This is a genomic window from Vibrio sp. B1REV9 (assembly GCF_905175395.2).
In the GTDB taxonomy this organism is placed as follows: domain Bacteria; phylum Pseudomonadota; class Gammaproteobacteria; order Enterobacterales; family Vibrionaceae; genus Vibrio; species Vibrio alfacsensis.
Window position 1 is genome coordinate 85,786 of sequence record NZ_HG992745.1, and the last position, 24,412, is coordinate 110,197.

Annotated in this window: 18 protein-coding genes; 6 read left to right on the forward strand and 12 right to left on the reverse strand. The window is 45.8% G+C overall.

The features are described from left to right. Positions 1–31 precede the first annotated feature (31 nt). Entirely contained in the window at positions 32–1,099 is a 1,068-nt protein-coding gene (degS, locus tag KHN78_RS05795; RefSeq protein WP_211915427.1) for an outer membrane-stress sensor serine endopeptidase DegS, read from the forward strand. A gap of 49 nt (positions 1,100–1,148) precedes the next feature. Here the strand turns inward: degS and parC are convergent, their stop codons facing one another. The 6 genes from parC to nudF form a co-directional block, all read right to left on the reverse strand. Continuing rightward, on the reverse strand, positions 1,149–3,437 hold the full coding sequence (parC, locus tag KHN78_RS05800) for a DNA topoisomerase IV subunit A (protein ID WP_211915428.1): 2,289 nt from the start codon (positions 3,435–3,437) through the stop codon (positions 1,149–1,151). A gap of 3 nt (positions 3,438–3,440) precedes the next feature. Further along, the gene (parE, locus tag KHN78_RS05805; RefSeq protein ID WP_128811694.1) at positions 3,441–5,321 is read right to left on the reverse strand and encodes a DNA topoisomerase IV subunit B; all 1,881 of its coding nucleotides are present in this window, start codon (positions 5,319–5,321) and stop codon (positions 3,441–3,443) included. A gap of 249 nt (positions 5,322–5,570) precedes the next feature. Then, positions 5,571–6,155, reverse strand: coding sequence for an esterase YqiA (gene yqiA / locus KHN78_RS05810; protein WP_211915429.1), 585 nt, complete (start codon positions 6,153–6,155; stop codon positions 5,571–5,573). 54 nt (positions 6,156–6,209) lie between these two features. Further along, positions 6,210–7,016: a 3',5'-cyclic-AMP phosphodiesterase gene (cpdA, locus tag KHN78_RS05815; protein WP_211915430.1), complete on the reverse strand. Its 807-nt coding sequence runs from the start codon at positions 7,014–7,016 to the stop codon at positions 6,210–6,212. Between the two features lie 63 nt (positions 7,017–7,079). Further along, the gene (locus KHN78_RS05820; RefSeq protein ID WP_211915431.1) at positions 7,080–7,523 is read right to left on the reverse strand and encodes a DUF1249 family protein; all 444 of its coding nucleotides are present in this window, start codon (positions 7,521–7,523) and stop codon (positions 7,080–7,082) included. Further along, positions 7,523–8,173: an ADP-ribose diphosphatase gene (gene nudF / locus KHN78_RS05825; protein WP_211915432.1), complete on the reverse strand. Its 651-nt coding sequence runs from the start codon at positions 8,171–8,173 to the stop codon at positions 7,523–7,525. The genes KHN78_RS05820 and nudF overlap by 1 nt, the downstream gene beginning before the upstream one ends. Positions 8,174–8,403: 230 nt before the next feature. Between nudF and tolC the strand changes: the two genes are divergently transcribed. After that, positions 8,404–9,735, forward strand: a complete 1,332-nt coding sequence (gene tolC / locus KHN78_RS05830) for an outer membrane channel protein TolC (RefSeq protein WP_211915433.1) — start codon at positions 8,404–8,406, stop codon at positions 9,733–9,735. A gap of 149 nt (positions 9,736–9,884) precedes the next feature. Here tolC and hldE read toward each other — a convergent pair whose 3' ends face one another. From hldE to KHN78_RS05850, 4 genes are all read right to left on the reverse strand, one after another. Beyond that, on the reverse strand, positions 9,885–11,315 hold the full coding sequence (hldE, locus tag KHN78_RS05835) for a bifunctional D-glycero-beta-D-manno-heptose-7-phosphate kinase/D-glycero-beta-D-manno-heptose 1-phosphate adenylyltransferase HldE (RefSeq protein WP_211915434.1): 1,431 nt from the start codon (positions 11,313–11,315) through the stop codon (positions 9,885–9,887). A 66-nt stretch (positions 11,316–11,381) separates the two neighbouring features. After that, the gene (gene glnE / locus KHN78_RS05840) at positions 11,382–14,225 is read right to left on the reverse strand and encodes a bifunctional [glutamate--ammonia ligase]-adenylyl-L-tyrosine phosphorylase/[glutamate--ammonia-ligase] adenylyltransferase (protein ID WP_211915435.1); all 2,844 of its coding nucleotides are present in this window, start codon (positions 14,223–14,225) and stop codon (positions 11,382–11,384) included. Positions 14,226–14,327: 102 nt separating this feature from the next. Beyond that, the gene (locus KHN78_RS05845; RefSeq protein WP_211915436.1) at positions 14,328–15,584 is read right to left on the reverse strand and encodes a methyl-accepting chemotaxis protein; all 1,257 of its coding nucleotides are present in this window, start codon (positions 15,582–15,584) and stop codon (positions 14,328–14,330) included. A gap of 328 nt (positions 15,585–15,912) precedes the next feature. Then, the gene (locus KHN78_RS05850) at positions 15,913–17,445 is read right to left on the reverse strand and encodes an inorganic triphosphatase (protein ID WP_128811703.1); all 1,533 of its coding nucleotides are present in this window, start codon (positions 17,443–17,445) and stop codon (positions 15,913–15,915) included. 206 nt (positions 17,446–17,651) lie between these two features. Here KHN78_RS05850 and KHN78_RS05855 point away from each other — a divergent pair, with 206 nt between their 5' ends. From KHN78_RS05855 to KHN78_RS05865, 3 genes are all read left to right on the forward strand, one after another. Further along, positions 17,652–18,332: a TIGR00153 family protein gene (locus KHN78_RS05855; protein ID WP_164837221.1), complete on the forward strand. Its 681-nt coding sequence runs from the start codon at positions 17,652–17,654 to the stop codon at positions 18,330–18,332. 130 nt (positions 18,333–18,462) lie between these two features. Beyond that, positions 18,463–19,722, forward strand: coding sequence for an inorganic phosphate transporter (locus tag KHN78_RS05860; RefSeq protein WP_128811705.1), 1,260 nt, complete (start codon positions 18,463–18,465; stop codon positions 19,720–19,722). A gap of 195 nt (positions 19,723–19,917) precedes the next feature. Next, positions 19,918–20,529, forward strand: coding sequence for a TIGR04211 family SH3 domain-containing protein (locus KHN78_RS05865; RefSeq protein ID WP_128811706.1), 612 nt, complete (start codon positions 19,918–19,920; stop codon positions 20,527–20,529). 97 nt (positions 20,530–20,626) lie between these two features. Here the strand turns inward: KHN78_RS05865 and KHN78_RS05870 are convergent, their stop codons facing one another. Both KHN78_RS05870 and KHN78_RS05875 read right to left on the reverse strand, forming a co-directional pair. Beyond that, positions 20,627–21,373, reverse strand: coding sequence for a general secretion pathway protein GspB (locus tag KHN78_RS05870; protein ID WP_211915437.1), 747 nt, complete (start codon positions 21,371–21,373; stop codon positions 20,627–20,629). Continuing rightward, positions 21,373–23,022 carry an ExeA family protein gene (locus KHN78_RS05875; RefSeq protein WP_211915438.1) on the reverse strand — a complete coding sequence of 550 codons (1,650 nt, stop codon included), beginning with the start codon at positions 23,020–23,022 and terminating at the stop codon, positions 21,373–21,375. The genes KHN78_RS05870 and KHN78_RS05875 overlap by 1 nt, the downstream gene beginning before the upstream one ends. A 137-nt stretch (positions 23,023–23,159) precedes the next feature. Between KHN78_RS05875 and KHN78_RS05880 the strand changes: the two genes are divergently transcribed. Further along, the gene (locus tag KHN78_RS05880) at positions 23,160–24,383 is read left to right on the forward strand and encodes a multifunctional CCA addition/repair protein (protein ID WP_211915439.1); all 1,224 of its coding nucleotides are present in this window, start codon (positions 23,160–23,162) and stop codon (positions 24,381–24,383) included. Positions 24,384–24,412: the final 29 nt, after the last annotated feature.

The window sequence follows — 24,412 nt, forward strand, 5'->3', positions numbered from 1 at the left end:
TGCCATTTTGGCATTCAAGCATGGAGAGGATATGCTTAGCTTTTTGTTACGTTCTGTCTTTTTAGGCTTAGCGACCGCTACCATTGTGTTGCTTGCCGTCCCATCACTACGTAGCAACGTAATCCCTGCCGCGCTCGTTGATCCACAGCCAAGTGATATCGCCTCCCTTGAGGTCTCTTTTAACCAAGCCGTTAGGAAAGCGGCACCTGCAGTGGTGAATATATACAGCCGTAAATACGTTGAACATGATCGAAGCAAGTTATCCACTCAGGGGCTTGGCTCTGGTGTCATCGTCAGTGAAAAAGGCTACATCATTACCAACTACCACGTGGTCGCTCAAGCCGATCAAATTGTGGTCGCCCTACAAGATGGTCGTGCAGCCGCTGCGCAACTTGTCGGTACCGACAAACGAACAGACATCGCTATCTTGCGCGTTGATGGTACGAATCTTCCTGTTATCCCACTGAATACAACATACACACCTCAAGTCGGTGATGTGGTTCTTGCGATTGGTAATCCATATAACCTAGGCCAAACAACCACGTTCGGCATCATTTCCGCGACAGGACGCTCATCTATTAGTGATGGTCGACAAGCATTTATTCAAACCGATGCGGCAATTAATGAGGGCAACTCCGGTGGTGCATTAGTCAATACACAAGGTGAACTTGTCGGGATTAATACCGCTTCATTCCAACAAGCGACAGATTTAGAAACCTATGGAATATCGTTTGCCATCCCATACCCGTTAGCGAATAAAATCATGCAAAAGATCATTGCCGATGGTCGTGTTATTCGTGGTTATATTGGTATCGATGGTCAGGACATCAATGCTGTCACCGCGCGCCTACTGGGTAACCAACATATCGGCGGCATCGTCGTTCTCGGCATAGATCCAAATGGCCCTGCGAGTTTAGCTGGCTTCCAGAAGCAAGACATTATCATTAGCATCAATGGCACAAAAGTTCAGGGTCGCCAAAGTGTTATGGATATTGTTACCGACCTGAGACCAGGAACCACGGTTGATGTAGGGATCATTCGTCAAGGAAAAGAAATGACATTAAAAGTCACCATCGCCGAAGACAAACAAGAAGCATAAAAAAACCCAGCCAAATGGCTGGGATTTTTTTTAACTAGGATATGGGTGCTTATTCGCTATCACTTGGCTGTTCTGATGCATCAGAGCTTACGCCCATCTCAACATCAATACGCGTCACGCGTTGCAAGCCTCTCGGTAGTAGACTGCCTCGACGGCCACGTTCACCACGGAAATTATCCAGATCACTTGGCTTAAGACCTAGTTTACGTTTACCAGCGTATAATATCAGTGATGCCCCTTGTGGTAGAGCCATCAAGTGCGACAGAACCTCTTCTCGCTCTTTCGCTTTTGCCGCTGGAATATTGATGATCTTATTGCCCTTACCTTTCGCTAACTGCGGCAGATCTTTAATTGGGAACAACAACATACGACCTTGATTCGTGATCGCAAGGATTTCATCTGAGTCCAAATCAGCAATGGTTTTTGGCGTCATCACTTCAGAATTCGCAGGTAACGTCACCAGTGCTTTACCACTGCGGTTCTTCGATAGTAATTCAGAACCTTTACACACAAAGCCATAACCTGCATCTGAGCCAACTAACCATAACTGCTCTTCTTCACCCATGATCACTTGGCGGATGCTACTGCCTGCCGTGATGTTCAAGCGGCCAGTAATCGGTTCACCTTGACTTCGAGCGGACGGCAATGAATGCGATTCCAATGAGTAACTTCGACCATCACTACCAAAGAACACCGCTTGCTGGTTACTCTTACCACGCGCGTGCGCTAGGTAGTTATCCCCCGACTTGTAGTTCAAACCTTCGGCATCCACATCGTGACCTTTCGCGTGACGAATCCAGCCTTTCTCAGAAAGAACAACCGTAATTGGCTCACTTGGTACGAGATCACGCTCGGTTAATGCTTTTGCTTCTGCTCGTTCAACCATTGGTGAACGACGGTCATCACCGTATTTCTCTGCGTCTGCTTTGATTTCTTTCTTAAGTAGTGTATTTAGACGGCGCTCAGAACCGAGTAGTTGTTCTAACTTCTCACGCTCTTTCTCTAGCTCATCTTGCTCACCACGGATCTTCATCTCTTCGAGTTTTGCTAAGTGACGAAGTTTGGTATCTAAAATCGCATCCGCCTGAATATCGGTAATACCAAAACGAGCCATCAGTACGGCTTTTGGATCGTCCTCTGTACGAATGATCTCAATCACTTCATCTAGGTTTAGGTAAGCAATCAACAAACCTTCCAAGATGTGTAGACGAGCCATTACTTTATCTAGGCGATACTGTAAACGGCGACGCACGGTTGTACGACGGAATTCGATCCACTCAGACAGAATTTGCACTAGGCCTTTAACTTGAGGACGGTTATCTAAACCTATCATGTTCAAGTTAACTCGGTAGCTACGCTCAAGATCCGTTGATGCGAACAAATGGTTCATCAGCAAGTCGCAATCGACACGGTTTGACTTAGGCACGACAACAATACGCGTTGGGTTCTCGTGATCCGATTCGTCACGAAGATCGTCAACCATTGGCAGTTTCTTAGCGCGCATCTGGTTCGCAATTTGCTCAAGCAATTTTGCGCCCGATACTTGGTGAGGCAAAGAAGTGATAACAATATCTGAACCTTCTTTATGCCATACTGCGCGCATCTTGATGCTGCCGCGACCGTTACGGTAAATCTTCTCGATTTCCGCTTTTGGTGATGTAATTTCGGCTTCCGTTGGATAATCGGGACCTTTCACAAACTGCATTACATCGGACAAATCCGCTTTAGGATTATCGATCAAATGAATGGTTGCTTCCGCTACTTCACGAACGTTGTGAGGCGGGATATCGGTCGCCATACCAACAGCAATACCAGTTACGCCATTTAGCAAGATGTGAGGCAGGCGTGCTGGCAACATTTGAGGCTCTTTCATCGTGCCATCAAAGTTAGGTTGCCATTCAACTGTACCTTGACCTAATTCGCCTAGCAGAACTTCCGCAAACTTAGACAATTTTGCTTCGGTATAACGCATTGCCGCGAATGATTTCGGATCATCCGGCGCACCCCAGTTGCCCTGACCATCCACCAGAGGGTAACGGTAAGAGAACGGCTGCGCCATTAATACCATCGCTTCGTAACATGCTGAGTCACCATGCGGGTGGTATTTACCTAACACGTCACCAACGGTACGTGCCGATTTTTTGTATTTTGCTGATGCCGAAAGACCAAGCTCCGACATTGCATAAATGATGCGTCGTTGAACCGGTTTCAAGCCATCGCCAATGTAAGGCAATGCACGGTCCATGATTACGTACATCGAGTAGTTCAGATAAGCGTCTTCGGTGAACTTGCGCATTGGCAATTGTTCAACGCCATCATAAGTAATTTCTGTAGACATCCGTTAAACCTCTGCCATATCGCCGTTGCTTTGTAGCCAAGAGCGACGATCATCTGCTCGTTTTTTACCAAGCAGCATGTCCATCATTTCCATAGTCGCTTCTGAATCATCAATGGTTAACTGAACCAGACGACGCGTATTTGGATCCATGGTGGTTTCACGCAACTGAAGAGGGTTCATCTCACCCAGACCTTTGAATCGCTGCACGTTGATCTTGGCTTTCTTCTTAGACAAACGTTCTAGAATACCCTCTTTCTCGTCATCATCTAGGGCATAGAACACTTCTTTGCCACAGTCGATACGGTATAGAGGCGGCATGGCGACATAGATATGGCCGGCTTCAACAAGAGCACGGAAATGACGCGTGAACAGCGCACATAGCAGCGTTGCAATGTGTAGACCGTCCGAGTCCGCATCGGCAAGGATACAAACTTTACCGTAGCGTAAGCCATCCAGATTATCGTTATCAGGATCAATACCTAAAGCGACTGAAATATCGTGCACTTCTTGAGATGCAAGAACTTGGTCTGCTGACACTTCCCACGTATTTAGGATCTTACCGCGCAGTGGCATCACCGCTTGGAACTCACGATCACGTGCTTGTTTAGCAGAACCACCCGCCGAGTCCCCCTCCACGAAGAAGATTTCTGTGCGGTTAAGGTCTTGCACAGAACAGTCCGTCAACTTACCTGGCAGTGCCGGACCTGATGCGACTTTCTTACGTACAACCTTTTTGCTCGCACGCATACGACGGTGTGCATTCGCGATACACACTTCCGCTAACTGTTCAGCCAATTGTGGCTTTTCGTTCAACCACAGGCTGAATGCGTCTTTTACTACGCCTGATACAAACGCTGCTGTTTGACGAGAAGACAGACGCTCTTTGGTCTGGCCTGCAAACTGAGGATCTTGAATCTTAACCGACAGCACGTACGAACAACGGTCGAATACGTCATCACCGGTTAGCTTAACACCGCGAGGCAACAAGTTACGGAATTCACAGAACTCACGCATTGCATCCAATAGGCCTTGGCGAAGACCGTTTACGTGCGTACCACCTTGAGCCGTCGGGATAAGGTTCACGTAACTCTCGGTGATCATCTCACCGCCCTCAGGCTGCCAGATCACCGCCCAATTTGCCGCTTCCGTTTCTGCAGAGAATTCACCCGTAAATGGTTCCTCTGGCATTACTGGATAGCCTTTTACACCCTCAGCCAGATAGTCTTTTAGGCCATCTTCGTAGAGCCATTGGTAATCTTTTCCATTCACTTTATCTGTGAATGTAATTTCTAAACCCGGGCAAAGTACCGCTTTTGCACGTAAGTTATTAACAAGACGAGTTACTGAGAAGTTTGCTGAATCAAAGTACTTAGCATCAGGCCAAAAATGCACACTAGTACCACGGTTACGACGACCACACGTGCCCGTTACCGTTAGATCTTCAACCTTTTCACCATGCTCAAAAGCAATATCGTACACTTGACCATCACGGCGTACGGTCACTTCAACACGCTTAGACAGTGCGTTTACTACCGAGATACCTACACCGTGCAAACCACCAGAGAATTGGTAATTCTTATTGGAAAACTTACCACCAGCATGAAGCTTACATAGGATCAGTTCAACGCCTGATACTTTCTCTTCTGGGTGGATATCAACTGGCATGCCTCGACCATCATCGATCACTTCTAGTGATTGGTCTGCATGTAAGATGACTTGTACTTTTGAGGCATGTCCGGCTAGCGCTTCATCGACACTGTTATCGATAACTTCTTGGCCCAAATGGTTCGGGCGCGCTGTATCCGTATACATCCCTGGTCGGCGACGTACTGGCTCCAAGCCATTCAGTACTTCAATGGCCCCAGCATTATATTGTTCAGTCATAATACGGAATTGTTCTCAATGATTACTTGTATCTCGAGCACGACACCGTTCGTGCTCCGCGCTCGAGAAACGAAAAAGCCACTTCATCTGCCTCTCGTTTCTTACGAGAAAAAGCAAACAAAATGGGTCGGGCTTATACGCCCTTAAGATCTTTTGGCAAAACATAGTCGGAAAGCAGGCCAACTATGTCAAGAAACGGTTGGATATCGCACTAAAAACTATGAGCCTATTCCAATCGCCTCACTATTGTTACAGTTTCAGGAATTCAATGATTTGCGCAGGATAACGCTCAAAGCCAATAAAACTGTGATCACCGCCGTTTTCTACTGTTTGTTTCGCTTGCGCAAATTTGTCGACCGCTTGACGATAATCTAATACCTCGTCTTCTGTTTGTTGCAAAAGCCAGAAAGACTGAGGCGATGCGATGCTTTGTACATCAAGAGCTTTTAGCTCGTCAATATGACAGGCTTCAAGTGTATAGGTTTCGTGCGTGTATGGGTTAGTTTGCTCGCCTAAGTAATCCACGAGCAACTCATAAGGCTTCACCGCAGGGTTAATCACCACCGCTCTAAATCCAAATTGAGCATTCAACCATGTTGACATATAGCCGCCCAACGAGCTTCCGACTAAGCCAATGTTAAAGTCATTCTTGTATTGTTCAATGATATCTAACAAGCATTGCGCTGCGAGTTGAGGAAAACACGGTAATTGGGGAACGATAACTTTGATATCTGGACGATGTTGCTCGCAGTACGCTTTCATCACGTTCGCTTTCATCGAAAGAGGAGAGCTGTTAAAACCATGAATATACAGCAGTAATGAGGGTTTACTCATAGGAGCCTCACGTAAAAAAGTAGCCCGAACAACAGGTTCGGGCAAAAGATTAGATTAGTATCCGTTTGAGGTGAAATCTGGCTGGAATTGCCCCTCACCTAGGCGATTAACTTGGGTCGTGATGTCACCACTTTGGTGAAGCTCTATTTCTCGCCAACCTGGCGATAAGGTATCAAGCCCAAAATCGTCTGAGTTTGGTTTAAACTGAACACAAGTCGATGGGGTAGCCATCACACGAATACCATGATGAACCACATTCATATCTTGATGAACATGGCCGCACACAATGCCTTTTACGTTATCAAAACGATCAACGACTTGCCAAAAAGCATCGGCATCTTTTAGCGTATGTTGATCAAGCCAAGCACTACCCACTAAAAGTGGATGGTGATGCAGCAAGACAAGCGTGTGTCGATTTGTGTTTTCAGCCAACTTTTCTTCAAGCAAAGAAAGTTGCTGATCGCTAAGTCTACCATGTGGAACGCCGACAACTTGTGAATCCAATAAGATCACTTGCCAGTGCTCACCCAAGTATAAATGCTCTACCGTTTGAATCTGAGAAGATGGCAGCACACTGCCCATGTTCGGCTTGTAATCATGATTACCTGGAAGCCAAAAACAATCTTTTTCTAACGGGGCAATCCCATCAGCAAAACGCTGATAAGACTCTGCGCTATGATCTTGTGAAATATCGCCAGTTGCTAAAATATATTCAAACTGCACCTGACGCTTAAGAATCTCTTGTACCACAGCATAAAAACTATCTGCGGTTCTTACGCTAAGCAAGCTTCCCTCATCGGCGGCAAACAAATGAGTATCTGTAATTTGTAAAAGCTTAATGCTGTCACTTGATGATTGCAAAATGAAAACCTGACTCGTCTACTATTTCGTTTTTTTAGTTATTATCCTGTAATGACATGACAATCAATTGAAGGCAAGTGGGGTTCTACTTATCCCACTTCGTAGACAAAATGTCAGCCATTCCCCAAGGAACGTATTAAGTTGATGCTTCTCATCTTTTTGCATCAACTGATCGTTGGGATAATCATATTTCGCCTTGATACGAGAGAACTCTCCGCTTGAGCATACTTCCGCAACTCTCGCATCGTGATAAAGCCTGACAGACATTGTCGGTAAAGGAAATACCGGCGTGTCATCACTCTGACATATCTCAACAACCGTAGTGTATTTTGTGATTTCATTCACGGTCAGTTGGTAAATCATGTTCGCAGCTTGATAACAGCGAACATCACCAACTTCGGCGGAAACAGGCAGCAAAGCATTCAGCTTAGCGTAATTGGTCTCGTAAGTTCTCATTAGACCCGCTAAGTCAACGTGGTAACGCTGTTTTACTGCTGCTTGCACCATTATTTACTCTCCGCTTTTTGGGGAATCCCCCACTGTGATGTCAATTCTTGATGATTAAGTTGCAACCACTGCAGTGCAATAATTGAAGCACCGTTTTCGAATTTTCCATCTTTCACCCATTGATACGCCGTTTCACGACTGATCACATGCACTCGAATATCTTCATCTTCATAGTCTAAACCATGAATGCCATACGCTTTAGATGCATCCACTTCACCGACAAAGACATCGAGTTTTTCTGAGCAACCGCCTGAAGATGGGTAGTATGAGGTCACAGGAGCCATTCGTTGAACTTCGATACCAGCTTCCTCTACCGCTTCACGACGAATAACCTCTTCCGCAGATTCGTCTCGGTCAATCATGCCTGCGACAATTTCGAGTTGCCATGGATGCTTATGCTCTAATGCGCCAACGCGGATCTGTTCGATGATAACGACCTGATCCCTAATAGGATCATAGGGCAGCATTGCGGCAGCGTGACCACGCTCGAACATTTCTCGTTCGACAATCCCACTCCAACCACCAGCAAATAATCTATGCTTAAAACGGTATTTCACCATTTTAAAAAAACCTTTAAATACGGTTTCCTTTGAGATTATTTCCACATCTTGGGAAGTAAAATCGTTCTGTTGCTTGTCACACTGTTGCATCGAGCACCTCTCTGAGTGAATCTTGTAGTTTACTCATTGTTATTGACTTGCTCAAAGGACTTGGCTCAACTTTTTGTACAATAGTTACAAATAATTTTAAGCCTTTGCAAAAAATTTTATTGCACAGATGGGCAATTACATGTAAAAAAGTGCAAAGTTTAGAGTAAATATCGTTCAAATTGAGTTAAACTACTGAGAATTAACCAATCTATTGACCGCGGGAATGGAAAATGAAAAAACTGCTTCCACTATTTATCAGTGCAGCGCTAGGCAGCATGAGTACCTCTGCATGGGCAGACTCTCTTGCTGAAATTTATGACTTAGCAAAACAAAACGATCCTCAGCTACTCAGCGTTGCTGCACAACGTGATGCTGCATTTGAAGCAATCACTTCTAGCCGCAGTGCCCTATTGCCACAAATCAACTTGACTGCGGGTTACAACCTAACTCGTGGCGATCGAGAACCGGATTCTGGTCCTAAAGCGTCTACCGATCAGGACGTATTATCAGCAGGTGTTGGCTTCTCCCAAGAGCTGTACAACCGTGCGTCTTGGATCACGCTAGATACGGCAGAAAAAACCGCTCGTCAGGCAGATGCATCATACGCGGCGACTCAACAGGGCCTAATTCTTCGCGTTGCACAAGCTTACTTCGAAGTTCTACGTGCGCAAGATAACTTGGTTTTTGTCCGCGCAGAAAAAGCAGCGGTTGGCCGTCAGCTAGAGCAAACCAAACAACGCTTTGAAGTCGGTCTATCGGCAATCACTGACGTTCATGATGCTCAAGCGCAGTACGATGGCGTACTTGCGGATGAGATCTTGGCACAAAACTCTCTGATCAACAGCTACGAATCTCTACGTGAGATCACAGGCCAAGAACACAAAAACCTAAACGTACTAGATACAGCACGTTTCTCTGCAAGTCGCTCAAACAGCCCAGCAGATGTTCTTGTTGATGAAGCAAAAACAACCAACCTAAGCCTATTATCAGCACGTATCTCTCAAGATATCGCGCGTGACAATATCTCACTAGCAAGCTCTGGTCACCTGCCAACGCTGTCGCTGGATGGTGGCTACAACTATTCCGACACATCGAATACTTCAAGCAGCATCAACGACAATACAACAGATGGTTTTAACATTGGTGTGAACCTAGCGGTACCACTATACACAGGTGGTAACATTACATCGCAAACCAAACAAGCTGAGTTCGCGTACGTTGCAGCAAGTGAAGACCTAGAGAAAGAGTACCGTAGCGTCGTTAAAGATGTTCGCGCACAAAACAACAACATTAATGCATCTATCGGTGCGCTAAAAGCGTATGAGCAGTCTGTTGTTTCCGCACGTTCTGCATTAGAAGCAACAGAAGCGGGTTTTGATGTGGGTACTCGTACTATCGTCGACGTATTAGATTCAACACGTCGTCTATACGATGCAAACAAAAACCTATCCAACGCTCGTTACGACTACATCCTAAGCGTACTTCAACTACGCCAAGCGGTAGGTACGCTGAGTGAGCAAGATATCCTAGATGTGAATGCCGGCCTAAAACCAGCAAGCTAACAGTCTGTTTATCTAACTAAACAAATACAAAACGCCAGTTGGTTTCCCCACTGGCGTTTTTATTACGCTTTAGCAATACCAAATAAAAAAGGTCACTCGAAAGCGACCTTTAACAATCAGTTTTAACAATCAGTTTGGCGAGTAAGGAATTACCCCTTGCCACCTTTGATAGCATTGATGATTTCACTCGTAGAGCAACCATCTTCAAAGTTTAATACTCGTACTTCGCCACCTGCGGCAATCACTTCTTTACCACCCGCAATCTCTTCTGGTTTGTAGTCACCACCTTTAACAAGCAAGCTTGGTAGTACTTCTGAAATCAAACGTTGTGGTGTGTCTTCACTAAACGGCACCACCCAATCCACAGCACCAAGACCCGCTAGTACCGCCATACGACGATCGGTTGGATTAACAGGGCGACCTGGACCTTTTAGACGTTTTACCGACTCATCTGTATTGACGGCAACAATTAAGCGATCACCGAGTTCTGCAGCGTGGTTAAGGTAAGAGACGTGACCCGCGTGCAAAATGTCGAAACACCCATTAGTCATAACGACGGTATCGCCTTTCGCGCGTGCTTTCTTCACTGCTTCAATCAAGGCTTGCTCTGTGATTACACCATAGTCGGTATCTTGACTGCCGTGCACCGCTTCTGCCAATTCAATTTCAGATAACGTTGATGTCCCCAGTTTACCAACCACAACACCCGCTGCCGCGTTCGCTAATGCACACGCTTCTTCAAATGATTTGCCCGCGGCAAATGATGATGCCAATACAGAAATCACCGTATCTCCAGCACCCGTCACGTCGTACACTTCTTTTGCTTGGGTCGGAAGATGGAACGGCTCTTGACCACGACGAATCAACGTCATGCCATTTTCACTGCGTGTCACCAATAAGGCTTCGAAGTCAAACTCTTCAACCAATGCCAATGCTTTTTCCACGAGCTCTTGCTCAGACTTCACTTTGCCGACAACATCTTCAAACTCTTTCATGTTTGGAGTCAGAAGTGTCGCACCACGGTAGCGTTCAAAGTCCGCACCTTTTGGATCGATAAAGACAGGGACATTCGCTGCACGCGCTTTTTGAATATACGCCTGTACATGCTCTAACGTGCCTTTTGCGTAGTCCGATAAAATCACAGCTTTTACGCTTGGAAGCGCGGTTTCCATACGAGCAATGACTGGCTCAGGATCGGTATTTTCGAACTTGTCTTCAAAATCAAGGCGAATCAACTGCTGACCACGACTCATAACACGTAATTTAGTGATGGTTGGGTATTCAGGTAAAGCGACAAAATCGCACTTCACTTTCAAAGACGTGAGCGTCTCTGTCAGCACTTTTGCTGGCTCATCCATACCCGTTAGACCAACAATGTGAGCGTGGCCACCTAATGACGCAATGTTCATCGCAACGTTCGCTGCACCACCAGGACGCTCTTCATTGTTTTCTACTTTTACAACAGGCACTGGCGCTTCAGGAGAGATACGTCCAGTCGGGCCATACCAGTAACGATCTAGCATGACATCGCCGATGATAAGTACACCCGCGCTGCTGTAATCAGGTAGAATTGGTTTCATTATTGGTCTCCAAAAATTTAATCGCAGTGAGTTTAACACAGCCTTTTTCTAGGCAGAACCTTAGGGTTAAGAGAACCAATGATTCCATGCATGTTTCACCCACTCTCGTTCAGCCACAAACTTGTCCTCTGCCACATCAGCATCTAGGTTCAATAAGTTTCGACGATGAATTTCGTCACGCATAGACGTGTAGGCGCGCGTCAATTGCATTGCTTGATCTTCTTCCATCACACCTTGAGCAATTAAGGTTTCGAAAATACGCACGTTATCGCACCAACGGATCAGTTTTGGTTTACTGTGACTGTAGTTGAGTACCAGATATTGAGCGAGAAATTCAATGTCTGTAATACCGCCTTGATCTTGTTTAAGCATAAAGCGACCGGACTTTTTACCACCTAGGTGACCACGCATTTTCTCGCGCATATCGACCACCTCTTTCTTCAGTGCATCTTGATCGCGCGTTTTACACAGCACATCATGACGCGTGTTGTGGAAAGCAATCGCAAGCGGTTCATCGCCATAAATCATACGTGCACGCACTAACGCCTGATGCTCCCATGTCCAAGCATCTTGATGTTGATAATCATCAAATGCGTCAGTTGGGCTTACTAATAGGCCTGATGCCCCCGATGGACGCAGTCGCGTGTCGACTTCATACAAAATGCCAGATGCCGTTCGGGTAGAAAAAATATGAATAATGCGCTGCGCCAAGCGAAGATAAAACTGACGCCCATCGATCTCTTTTTTGCCATCGGTGTAAACGTTCACTGGGCAGTCGTGCATAAACACGATATCAAGATCTGAGTTATAGCCTAACTCCCAACCGCCCACTTTCCCATAGCCGATCACGGCAAAACCTTTCCCCTCACGGTCTTTCACGTGAGTAGGTTCACCATACTTTTCGGACACTTGAAGCCAAGCTTGATTGATCACCGCTTCAACCACCGCTTCTGCTAAGTAGGTTAAGTGATCGCTCACTTTCATCACAGGTAATACGCCTGCAATATCGGCGGCGGCAATGCGTAAGATACAAATCTGTTTAAACTGACGCAACGCTTCCATTTGCTGTTCCATGTCATCTTCTGGAATACGTGCAAGAAAGTCTCGCAGTTCTGTTCGGTAGCTTTCTAACGGAATTGGATTATACAGGTGCTGCGGATCAATTAGCTCATCAAGCAGAATTGGATAGCGCGAAAGCTGCTCGGAAATCATCGGACTTGCAGTACATAAACGCACCAATTGAACTAACGCTGCTGGGTGTTCGTCCAACAGTTCAAGATAAGTCGTACGCGTACAAATATTGTGTAGCAAATGTAAAACACGTGGTAAACCAAACTGGGCATCTGGATGAGCAAAAACCGCATTGAAGACTTTCGGCATCAGCTTAGTTAACACGTCTCGTCCACGAGGGCCAAGCGTCTTCTTCGCAAGATCCGTTTTGAACTGCATGATGGTTTTTGCCAACTCTTGCGAGTTATCGGCATGAACGTCGTTTTGCAGAACATGCTCTAACACATCGGGTTTCGCTGCCATGTCCCATAATTCATGAAAGTGTCGTGGCACCGCTTCCGTTTCGTCATCTTCATCATCACCAATGAGCGTCTCAAACACATTGTGTACCTTGCTCATATGCTGCTGAGTTTGAGTAACCAATGCCTCCCACGATTCAAAACGCATGGCCGTCGCAAGCTTGAGACGGTCCTCATCACAATCAGGTAAGGTTTGAGTTTGCTTATCCGCCATGGCTTGCAGTAAGTTCTCAAGTTGACGTAAATACTTGTACGCCTGCTCAAGGTTCGTCACTTCGTGTTTCGCAAGTAACCCTAATTCACCAATAGCATTTAAGGTTTCCAGTAGCCCGCGGCCTCTCAATGAGGGCTCTCGTCCCCCTCGAATCAGTTGGAAAACCTGCGCAATAAACTCGATCTCTCGAATGCCACCGGCACCCAATTTAATATTATTGCTTAAGCCTCGACGACGCACCTCACTGCTGATCATCGACTTCATACGACGCAAAGATTGGATCGCACTGAAATCGATATAACGGCGAAATACAAACGGACGCAGCATTTGGCGCAACTCTTGATATTGTGGGTACATTTCGCACCCCATAACTCGCGCTTTAATCATGGCGTAACGTTCCCAATCGCGACCTTGCTCTTGGTAGTAATCTTCCAATGCGGCATAACTCATCACTAATGGCCCACTTTCTCCAAATGGACGTAAGCGCATATCGACTCGGTAGCAGAAACCATCAAAAGTCTGTTGATCTAATGCCTTGATAATGCGCTGACCCAAACGAGTAAAGAACTGAGCATTAGCAAGACTGCGGCGTGCGCCTTGGGTTTCACCGTTCTCTGGATAAGTGAAGATCAAATCAATATCAGAAGAAAAATTCAGTTCACCACCGCCTAGCTTTCCCATACCAATAATCAGCATCGGTTGCGCTTCGCCAGCGGCATTGGTTGGGGTGCCCCACTCATTGCAACAAATCTTGTACTGCCACTGGTAGGTCTCGAAAATCATCGCTTCGGCCAGTTGAGACAGATGGCTAAGAGAGGCTTCCAACGTCCAAGCTTGAGTAAAGTCTTTCCACGCGATATACACCATCTCACGGTTACGGAACTGACGTAATACTCGGTGACCCGACATTTCGTCATGGCATTCTGTTAATAGCGCCGCAAGACGTTCTCGATAACTAGACGATCGACTGCTTTCTATCAGCATTGTTGGCAAATCTTGAGCGAGCAATTCATCGCGATGAATTGCTTCGGAAATAAACTTGCTTAAGCCGGACACAAAACGAAATTGTTCGGCAACTTCTGTTGGCCAATGTTGAAAGTATCCTGCATTTTCCGCATGTTGAACGGCAGAATCCGCGACAGAAATCAGTGACGATGGCAGTTGCATTTTTCTTCCTTGTTTGAAAAGCACACTCTATTTATACCAGAGTTAAGACAAATAAAAACGCCCACAAAATGTTTGCGGGCGTTTTATCAAAACGAAGCGAGATTAAACTTGGAATGAGTTTATCTTCTTATCCAGTTCGCCAGCATTATTTTGCATCATTTCTGCCGTTTCTAGCAGTTCTGTCATGACTACCACTGAGCCCTCAACCAGTTCTCGAACATTCGTCAGGTTTTGGCTCATCTCTTCTGCGACACTACTTTGCTGACCAGATGCCGTCGCAATCTGGAAGTTCATGTCATTAATTTGGGTAACCTGGCCGACAATACCATCTAATTCAGTACCCGCATTAGACACCAGCTCAACGCCCTCTGCAGCTTCCACCACGCTTTTTTCCATGAGCTCAACGGCAGACTCTGCACTATTTTGCAGCTGTGTAATCATCTCTTGAATTTCAATCGTTGCTTGTTGAGTGCGCTGAGCAAGATTACGAACTTCATCCGCAACAACCGCAAAACCACGACCCGCTTCACCAGCACGCGCCGCTTCAATTGCCGCATTCAAAGCCAGCAAGTTGGTTTGTTCAGAGATGCCTTGAATAGTACCAACAACACTGCCGATGGCTTCAACGCGCTCTTCTACTTGATTGACGGCATTAGCAGAAGAGCTAATGTCAGTAGAAAGCTCACTCATTTTAGACATGGTTTTTTGCAAGAACTGCTGCCCAGTCACCGCCTGCTTTGAGGCTTGTTCCGTGAGCGATGAAGCAGTTTGAGCATGCTCTGCCACAGTTTGAACCGTAGAGGACATTTCACTCATGGCCGTCGCTAACTGATCGATTTCGTTGAACTCATCTTGCGCGGAGTCTTTGGTTTCTGACATGCTCATCGTCATGACTTCAGTGAGTGTTGCTAACTCATCAGATGCAGTGATCTGCAGCTGAATCACATCGTGCAGTTGGCGGCGTGTTATCTCTAGCTCACGAGCTACATCGCCATATTCATCTTTACAGTCCATATCAAACGGCACTGAAAGGTTTTTACTAGCCATCAGCTTTATGGCCTCACTTAAATACTGCGTCTGACGTAGCATCACTCGCGCTGCAGCAAGCAATAATACAACAAAGACAATAATCAAGATCACGGTCTGCCATGCGACTTGAGTTAGGTAAGCTTCATAGTGTTGTTGGGCAATTTGCTCATTGTGTGTGGCTGCTAATAATGAATCATGAAATGTATTTGCATCCCACAATTGCTTTGCCACGATTAAGACGGTACTGAACACCATCAGCATGACCATTTTAGGGACAAGCTTAATGTCGGATATCACCCTTTCCCACGGCTTAAATGCCAGCTTTTCCATCGTCCATCCTCCGTCTATTTATACTTCTACTGCTTAAGTCGTTCTATTTACTTCAATATTAGCGAACGAACCATGGTATCAAAGACATCTCTAATCTAGGTATTCTTACCCTCATTAATCGTCTCAAATGTGACATCTCATTGATTCCGCGCCATTGGTTCTCAAATGCTCAATCATTCTATCGGCGTTAATTTTATAAACTGTAGACTTTTATGCGCTCACTCTTTTTAGCTGTGACCTTACGCATGAAATGAGAACGAGAAAAAGCTCCATACCGAAATACCGCACAAAAAAAATAGGGCTCAAGGCCCTATTTCTTATTCAATCTTTATTCTTGCCAATATGGCTCAACTTCAACACCGATAGCGCGAGTCTGATCCATGGCATGTAAAATTGATCGCTCCTGACGCGTTAACCAACGCTCTAATTGCTCTTGCTCTTCGTCCTCAAGCATACCCACCATTGGCAATAGATGATTTAGCATTAAAAGATCATCGATACCGTGCACTAAATCAGCCCATGGTAAACGAAAACTATTGCGCTCTTCCGCATCGTACAAGCTCGCAAAACCAATGCCCGTGTACAAGTTACGTAATAAACGATAACGCTGATCGATGTATTCTTGCGCAGACAACTGACGCTCTGCAGGAAATGCTTCCATTAGCTCTGCCCAAGTTCGATCCAACTGCATAACGGAAAACGGTTGAATGTTACTGGTTATCTTCTCGCGGGCTTTATCGTCCAAAAACGGTTGCCAACCACGGGTCAAAATCCAACGACTCAAGTCTAAGAGAAGTCCGGTGTAACGCGCAGAGCTCAACAATTCCAATACTTGTTCACGGCTTGGCAGTTCTTCAAGTTGCTGAGTAAGCTCTGATACAAGGAACTTACGCGCATCAAGCTTACGCAGTACGTTACCTTTATCATCCAACAACTCTTCTAAATGTGCATGCTCATCGAGCCACTCTAGCTCTTCTTCAAGCCACTTCATTTCTTGGCGCAGAATCGCACTCGCTCGACGTGGTACTATGCTGCCAAAGATAGTAAATGTCTGACGAATAAAACGAATGGCATTAACAATTTCACGCAACGCTTCAACACAATCACGTTCGGTGTAAATTTGCTCGTGGTAATGCCAATGTGCAAGAGCGTGCTCTAAAGAATTAATAAGGCAATATTCCACGGTGTCGTGCTTGGTACTGTCGACTAACGCCAGTGGCTTGACCTCATCACCCGCATAACCTGTTGCTAAACGATAACCTTTCGCCGCTTTACTCATATTGCCAAGGCGCATACCACCTGACTCACACAAACTGCGAGCAAGCGTAAATAACGCATCCGTTTGGCCCGATTTTAGCTCTAACTCCACTTCGCAGATTGGCGTTTGTCTTTCTTCACCATCTTCACCTTGGGCAATAACCGCCCCTTGGTCAAAGGCCACTTCAATTTGACTGCCATCAGCCATACCAATTAACCACTGCTCACGTGTGAAGTTGGTCGAAAAAAGAGGCGTTAGTTCAGATTGCAGCGTGGCGATGTCTTTACCTGCTGGCCAGATATCAGATGGGTGAAGTGTGAGCTCAGGATCATTATTAATGTGCTCAGCATTATATTCTGGTCTTTGATGAAGACCCGCAACAACACGCCCGGCTGTTTTTACTGTTTGAACAAATACATCATCAAAACGACGAATTCTTAAGCCAATATCGTGCTTGCGTAGCCAGTTATCAGCGGTATCAAAGTAAGTGTTACCCAAGTCTCGACAACTGTGCTGAAGTACTTTGGTTTCAGAAATTTTGTTTTTCAAAGTTTCTGAAAATTCTGGAGAAACAAAAAACTTCAGTTCTATCTCGGTTTCCATAGCCATACCTTTCAAAGCAGATAGAAACAGGATATTGCCTATTTTCCCCCTCGGCAAGAAAGAAATATCACCAGAATGATGATCTAAAACAGTTTTAAAGAGCCATTGAATGCGTTAACATGCGCGCCTTTATAGCCATCCGTTCAACATTTCGCCAAGAAATGGTGTATGTTTTTTTAAGGTTATAGCTATTAGGTTGAATGACCATGCCAGTAAATACAATTATGGGGTTATTTGCAAAGTCCCCTATTAAGCCTTTGCAACGCCACGTTGTGTGTGTCAACGAATGTTGTTCACACCTAGTTAAGTTCTTTGAAGTTTCTTCTAAAGGTGACTGGGAAAAAGCATCTGAAATCCGTGCTCAAATTTCTCACCTAGAGAAAGAAGCGGACGTGCTAAAACGTGAAATTCGTCTAAAACTGCCTCGCGGTTTGTTTATGCCTGTCGATCGTACAGACATGCTTGAGCTACTTACTCAACAGGACAAACTAGCGAACTTGGCAAAAGATATTGCTGGCCGTGTATATGGTCGCCAACTTGTCATTCCTGAGGCACTCCAACCAAACTTCCTCGCTTACGTTCAACGTTGTCTTGATGCGGCTAACCAAGCGCAAAAAGTAATCAATGAACTTGATGAATTACTAGAGACCGGCTTCAAAGGCCGTGAAGTAACGCTCGTTGCTGAAATGATTCATCAGTTGGACGCAATTGAAGATGACACCGATGCAATGCAGATTGAACTACGCCAACAATTAATGGCGATTGAATCTGACATGAACCCTATCGATGTCATGTTCTTGTACAAGATTCTTGAATGGGTAGGTGGTATTGCCGACCAAGCGCAGCGCGTAGGTGCTCGTTTGGAAGTCATGCTATCTCGATCTTAAAACATAAGTTAACGACATAACGAAGAGCACGATTAGCGCCTGTCACATGGACGATGAGTATTTTCATCGTCTAATGGGTTAATGCGCGTCAAATTTTGCTCCGCTTGTTATAAAACAACTAGGTATTACGATGGATATCCTTGCGAACTACGGCACTGTCCTGATTATTGTTGCAGCGATTTTTGGTTTCATGATGGCAATTGGTATTGGCGCGAACGACGTAGCCAATGCGATGGGTACATCTGTAGGTTCAAAAGCGCTAACCGTAAAACAAGCGATCATCATTGCGATGATCTTCGAATTTGCGGGTGCATATCTTGCTGGTGGTGAAGTAACCGACACTATCCGTAAAGGTGTTATCGAAACATCTCTATTTGCTAGCCAACCTGACGTTCTTGTCTACGGTATGATGTCAGCGCTTCTTGCAGCTGGTACGTGGCTACTTCTTGCTTCTTACATGGGTTGGCCGGTATCGACTACTCACTCAATCATCGGTGCGATCATCGGTTTTGCGTGTGTGTCTGTAGGTACTGAAGCTGTCGACTGGAGCAGTGTTCAAGGGATTGTTGGTAGCTGGATCATTACTCCGGTTATCTCTGGCTTCTTCGCTTACGTCATCTTTGTCAGCGCGCAGCGTCTGATCTTTGATACAGAGAACCCACTATTCAACGCAAAACGTTTTGTACCAGTTTACATGTTCATCACGACTATGGTGATTGCACTAGTAACGATCAAAAAAGGCCTAAAACACGTTGGTCTTCACCTAACAAACGGTGAAGCATGGGTATGGGCAAGTGTCGTTTCAGCAGCAGTTATGATTGGTGGTTACTTCTACATTCAGAAGAAATTCGCAAACCGTGAAGAAGACCGTGGCTTTGCTGGTGTAGAAGGTATCTTCAGCGTACTTATGGTTATCACTGCATGTGCAATGGCATTTGCTCACGGTTCAAACGACGTAGCTAACGCGATCGGCCCACTTTCTGCTGTTGTTTCAACGGTTGAACACATGGGTGAAGTGACCGCGAAAAGCACAATCGCATGGTGGATCCTTCCTCTAGGCGGCTTTGGTATCGTCGTTGGTCTTGCAACGCTTGGTCATAAAGTAATGGCAACCGTTGGTACAGGTATCACTGAACTAACGCCAAGCCGTGGCTTTGCCGCTCAGCTAGCAACAGCATGTACCGTAGTTCTAGCGTCTGGTACTGGTCTACCTATTTCTACAACTCAAACTCTTGTTGGTGCGGTTCTAGGTGTAGGTTTTGCTCGCGGTATCGCAGCACTTAACCTAGGCGTGGTTCGTAACATCGTGGCATCATGGATCGTTACGTTACCAGCAGGCGCACTATTGGCGGTTGTATTCTTCTACGGCATCCAAGCTGCGTTCTCGTAAGAACACGTTGGTGCTGACGTACTGAGTCAATACAATGTAAGCGCTTTGTCATTATTGACTCAAACGCACAGAAAGGGAGGCTTCGCCTCCCTTCTTTGTTGCACCAACGTTTGAAACTGCATACTATTCGTCTATTTCCGGCTCCAATCATACGGTGCCTAAGCTGTATCCAAGAAAATCGTTAAGGGATTTATTGTGAAAAAACTATTCATCACGGTTTTGTTTACGTTGCTAGCAGCGCCAGCGGCACTAGCGGCAGACCGTTATATTTCTGATGACCTATTCACTTTTATGCACTCTGGTCCAAACAACACTTACCGTATCATTGGTAGTGTTAACGCAGGCTCTAAAGTACAACTTCTGCAAACCAACAAAGACACCGGTTACACGCAAGTTCGTGATGCTCGTGGCCGTACTGGTTGGGTTCAAAACAAGTTCGTGACCAAGCAAGAGAGCATGGCAATCCGTTTGCCGCGTATCGAAAAAGAACTAACTGAAGTCAAAGCTCAGCTGGCAAATGCTCGTCAAAACTCAGACACAGAAAAAGCAGGTTTAGTGACGTCTTTAGAGACTCGTAATCAGCAGATTTCAGATCTCGAGAAGAAGTATTCAGAAATCAGTGAACAACTGACCTCCGTAGAGACAGAAAACCGCGAACTTCGCGCGAAGCTAGACACGCAAAAAGACGACATGTTGCTTAAGTACTTCACTTACGGTGGCGGTGTTGCGGGTCTTGGTCTGCTATTCGGTTTGCTTCTTCCTCACGTGGTTCCTCGTAGAAAGAAATCGCCAGCAGGTTGGGCATAATCGTCTCAAGCTCGATTCTAATAAAAAGCTAAATCCATTAAAAAGCCAGTCGACTATCGACTGGCTTTTTGTTTTCAGAAGAGAATACGACTCGAAACTACCCTTTCCACTCGTACAACGCTGGAATACGAATTTGCTGGCCTTGGAATTCGACAATGACGGCTTGCGGCTGAATTTCTTTCAGCGTGATTCGCCCATCCACGACGTCACCTTGATAATACTCGGTATTATTGATTTTCACCCAACGTCGTTTTACATCACTTGAGTACATGTGAGTTTGTAAGTTAAGTGCCGGCAGTCGACCATGCCATTCCTGTGCGTCTTGCTCTAAATCATCCATTTTCGTCAATTGACGTTCAGGTGTCTGACCTGAGTTCGTCAGTGCATTTTCAACTTTTAACGCTAAGTCTGGAGACAAAGAAGACAAGTCGAGCTCATCGAGAGATAACCCTAAATCATCTTGGCTTTCCATTGTTGGGCTCGTTTTCTTCACTTGTCCATCCAATGCAAACTGCTCGTATTCATCTTGTACTAACTGATCATGCGTGAAAGTTTCACCAGCAAAACTCTCCATATCTAACGGTGATTCAACCATTGGCCATTCACGCGACAATTGAGCAAGTTGTGTCACCTCTGGATAACTTAATACTTCGAATTTAGGTTTAATCGCAGAGAGGGCATTGCTTACATTGCTTGCTTTGCTAAGTTCGACTTCTTGATTCGCTTTGTTCTCCACAGCTGCGGTCGAAGTTTCTAAAGCAAACAACTCCAGATACCAAGCTGCACCGACTGCGGTAATCGTCACAGGCAATAAGAAGAGTCCAACATGTTTGATGACTGACATTATGCCTGCTCCTCTGTAATTTCTTTTAACTCTGGCGCGTCAGGTTGAACGCCTTGCTGTAACAGTTCCAAAGTGCGTTGACCAGCAATGCCATCCACGCGAATACCTTGCCAACGCTGAAACAGCTCGACACGCTCAAGAAGGGCTGCATCGAATTTTTCAGTTCCAATCGCTGGTTCATTGACAGCCTGTGCTAAGAGTTGATCAAGGATTGCAATAGCAGGCCCCTCCATCCCTAAGCGAAGCGTCTCTTTGAGTGGCGCTTGCCACAACTCAAGAATATTGCCTTGCCAAAGAGGTTTTAGCCATGACGTCGGTAAACGTAAGCGCTCGCTGCCATTAAGCACTTCAACTTTGCCGTCACCAATCGCGTACAAAATCACATAGCCTACCCGACCTTGGTAATTGAGCTCCAACACCACAGGGCGATTTTGCTGCACCAATTGTGGCCAGGTTGCCATTTTACGCTGACAACGCATCGTCGATTGCGGCTCCGATAAACATAAATTGTCACGCACCGATGCTCGATAACCCCAAAGCTGATAAAGCTCATTAATCGCGAGACTCGACTGATTTTGTTCCAACAATAAATCGCGCTGTTCGTTCGTTAGCTGATCGTAAATTAGCGGCTCAATCACGGTATGCTCGCTCACTTTTGGTGAGCTCATCTGAAGCTCTGTTTGCGCGGAATTGAGCGGCTGAACATTCAATGATGGCTTTAACGTCAGTTGCTGCGTAACCCCCCATCCAATGCCAACAGCGGCTAAGACGCCAATAGCGACCGAGCCCCAGACTGGCCATTCAAACGTCTGATTCGGCTTATCCTGCTGATAGATCTCGGCTTGGAACTGCATCACTTCTTCACAAGCCTGAGTGACCGTCTGCTTATCAACCGTTCGATTACCTTTGTAGTAACTCAGATTAAGCGACTTATCGCAGATCAGGTTAATCAAACGAGGGATGCCATGGCTGTATTTGGCAATGAGCTTAGTCGAACTCCGATCAAACAGTTGCTGATCGCCACCAGCGGTATGCAAACGAAAGGCGATATAATCCGCAGTTTCTTTCTCATCAAGAGGTAGAAGGTGATAGCGCCCCGTAATGCGCTGTGCGAGTTGACGAAGCTGAGTCGTTTGTAGCAATCTTTGCAGTTCTGGCTGACCAACCAATAACACCTTAAGTAGCTTTCTGGTGTCCGTCTCTAAATTGGTTAACAGTCGTAATTGCTCAAGCACATCAGCAGCTAAATGCTGGGCTTCATCGATCACCAATAAGGTTTGCCAACCCAACTTGTGATTATCGAGTAAGTAACCATGGATCGCCTGATTAAGTTGCTTCAAGGTCGCATCTTGTGGGTAAGCCACACTGAACTCATCACAAATCGCTTCAAGTAAATCACGGCTAGAAAATGTTGGATTAAGGATTAACCCTGCCTTAGTGTTCTCATTCAGATTCGCCAACATCGCTTTTGCGACCGTGGTTTTACCGGTACCCACTTCGCCCGTTAGCATGGCAAAACCACCACCATCACCTAACCCCGCCTGCAGATGCGTAATCGCCTCTTTATGGCGTTGACTTAGATACAAATAACGCGAGTTTGGAACAATCGAAAATGGCAGTTCAGCAAACCCGAAAAAGTCCTTATACATTAGGATCTCCAGTAAAAAAACGATCGCATAACATCAGAACTGGGCAAAGTAGGCTAGCATCTGATCTTAGGAGTAAAGAAAAGTATCATTGCTTGCTACAATGTCCAACGTCATATCGATAAATTCAGAGGTAATTCGTGCAAGTTTATTTAGTTGGTGGCGCCGTTCGAGATCATTTGCTCGGAATCCGTAGTTATGACCAAGACTGGGTCGTGGTGGGTTCCACCCCGGAGATCATGCTCAGCCAAGGTTATACCGCCGTTGGCAAAGACTTCCCCGTATTCCTTCATCCAAAAACAAAAGAAGAACACGCCCTAGCGCGCACTGAAAGAAAATCAGGGGCCGGTTATACGGGATTCGAATGTTTCTTTGATCAAAGTGTCACGCTTGAAGATGACTTGATTCGACGCGATCTGACCATCAATGCCATGGCAATGGATAACGAGGGTAAACTCTATGATCCTTATGGCGGCCAAAAAGATCTACAAGCAAAAGTACTTCGTCATGTTTCAGCGGCATTTATCGAAGATCCATTACGCGTACTCCGGGTGGCTCGTTTTGCCGCAAAACTGGCACACCTCGATTTTCACGTCGCAGAAGAAACCATGCAACTGATGCGCGATATGGTTCACAACGGAGAATTAAGCACACTAACACCAGAACGAATGTGGCAAGAGTGGCACAAATCACTTTCAACCTCTCGTCCAGATGTATTCTTATCCGTTTTAAAAGAGTGTGGCGCGTTAGCCATTGTTCTTCCTGAAATTGATGCGCTATTTGGTGTACCTCAACCAGAGAAATGGCACCCAGAAATCGATACCGGAATCCACACCTTAATGGTCGCTCAGCAAGCTGCGAAACTGAGTGATTCCTTACCCGTTAGGTTTGCGGCACAAGTGCATGACTTAGGGAAAGGTGTGACACCAGAAAGTGAATGGCCAAGCCACAAAATGCACTGCCATACTGGATTAAAACTGATCAAAAATTTGTGCGATCGCGTTCGAGTTCCCAATGAGTTCCGTGATTTAGCCTTAATGGTGTGTGAACAACATTCGAATATTCATCGTGCTGCGGAGCTAAAGCCACAAACTATCATCAAGATCCTCAACAAGTTTGATGTATGGCGCAAGCCCCAACGCTTACAAGATATTCTCATTTGCTGCCAAGCCGACCATGCAGGGCGCAAAGGATCAGAAAACCAACCTTATCCGCAAGCCAGCTTGTTTATGCGAGCTTACCAAGCCGCGGCATCCGTTGAGGTTCAAGCCATTATCAAAGATGGTTTCAAAGGGCCAGCCATTCGCGATGAACAAGAAAAACGTCGCATTGAGTCGGTTTGCATTGCACTAAATAGAACCTAAACCAATCCGAATAAGTAACCAAAAAAATG

Coding starts and splice junctions, on each gene's coding strand:
- degS (WP_211915427.1), top strand. CDS start 32: ATGCTTAGCTTTTTGTTACGTTCTGTCTTTTTAGGCTTAGCGACCGCT.
- parC (WP_211915428.1), bottom strand. CDS start 3,437: ATGTCTACAGAAATTACTTATGATGGCGTTGAACAATTGCCAATGCGC.
- parE (WP_128811694.1), bottom strand. CDS start 5,321: ATGACTGAACAATATAATGCTGGGGCCATTGAAGTACTGAATGGCTTG.
- yqiA (WP_211915429.1), bottom strand. CDS start 6,155: ATGAGTAAACCCTCATTACTGCTGTATATTCATGGTTTTAACAGCTCT.
- KHN78_RS05820 (WP_211915431.1), bottom strand. CDS start 7,523: ATGGTGCAAGCAGCAGTAAAACAGCGTTACCACGTTGACTTAGCGGGT.
- nudF (WP_211915432.1), bottom strand. CDS start 8,173: ATGCAACAGTGTGACAAGCAACAGAACGATTTTACTTCCCAAGATGTG.
- tolC (WP_211915433.1), top strand. CDS start 8,404: ATGAAAAAACTGCTTCCACTATTTATCAGTGCAGCGCTAGGCAGCATG.
- hldE (WP_211915434.1), bottom strand. CDS start 11,315: ATGAAACCAATTCTACCTGATTACAGCAGCGCGGGTGTACTTATCATC.
- glnE (WP_211915435.1), bottom strand. CDS start 14,225: ATGCAACTGCCATCGTCACTGATTTCTGTCGCGGATTCTGCCGTTCAA.
- KHN78_RS05845 (WP_211915436.1), bottom strand. CDS start 15,584: ATGGAAAAGCTGGCATTTAAGCCGTGGGAAAGGGTGATATCCGACATT.
- KHN78_RS05850 (WP_128811703.1), bottom strand. CDS start 17,445: ATGGAAACCGAGATAGAACTGAAGTTTTTTGTTTCTCCAGAATTTTCA.
- KHN78_RS05855 (WP_164837221.1), top strand. CDS start 17,652: ATGCCAGTAAATACAATTATGGGGTTATTTGCAAAGTCCCCTATTAAG.
- KHN78_RS05860 (WP_128811705.1), top strand. CDS start 18,463: ATGGATATCCTTGCGAACTACGGCACTGTCCTGATTATTGTTGCAGCG.
- KHN78_RS05870 (WP_211915437.1), bottom strand. CDS start 21,373: ATGTCAGTCATCAAACATGTTGGACTCTTCTTATTGCCTGTGACGATT.
- KHN78_RS05875 (WP_211915438.1), bottom strand. CDS start 23,022: ATGTATAAGGACTTTTTCGGGTTTGCTGAACTGCCATTTTCGATTGTT.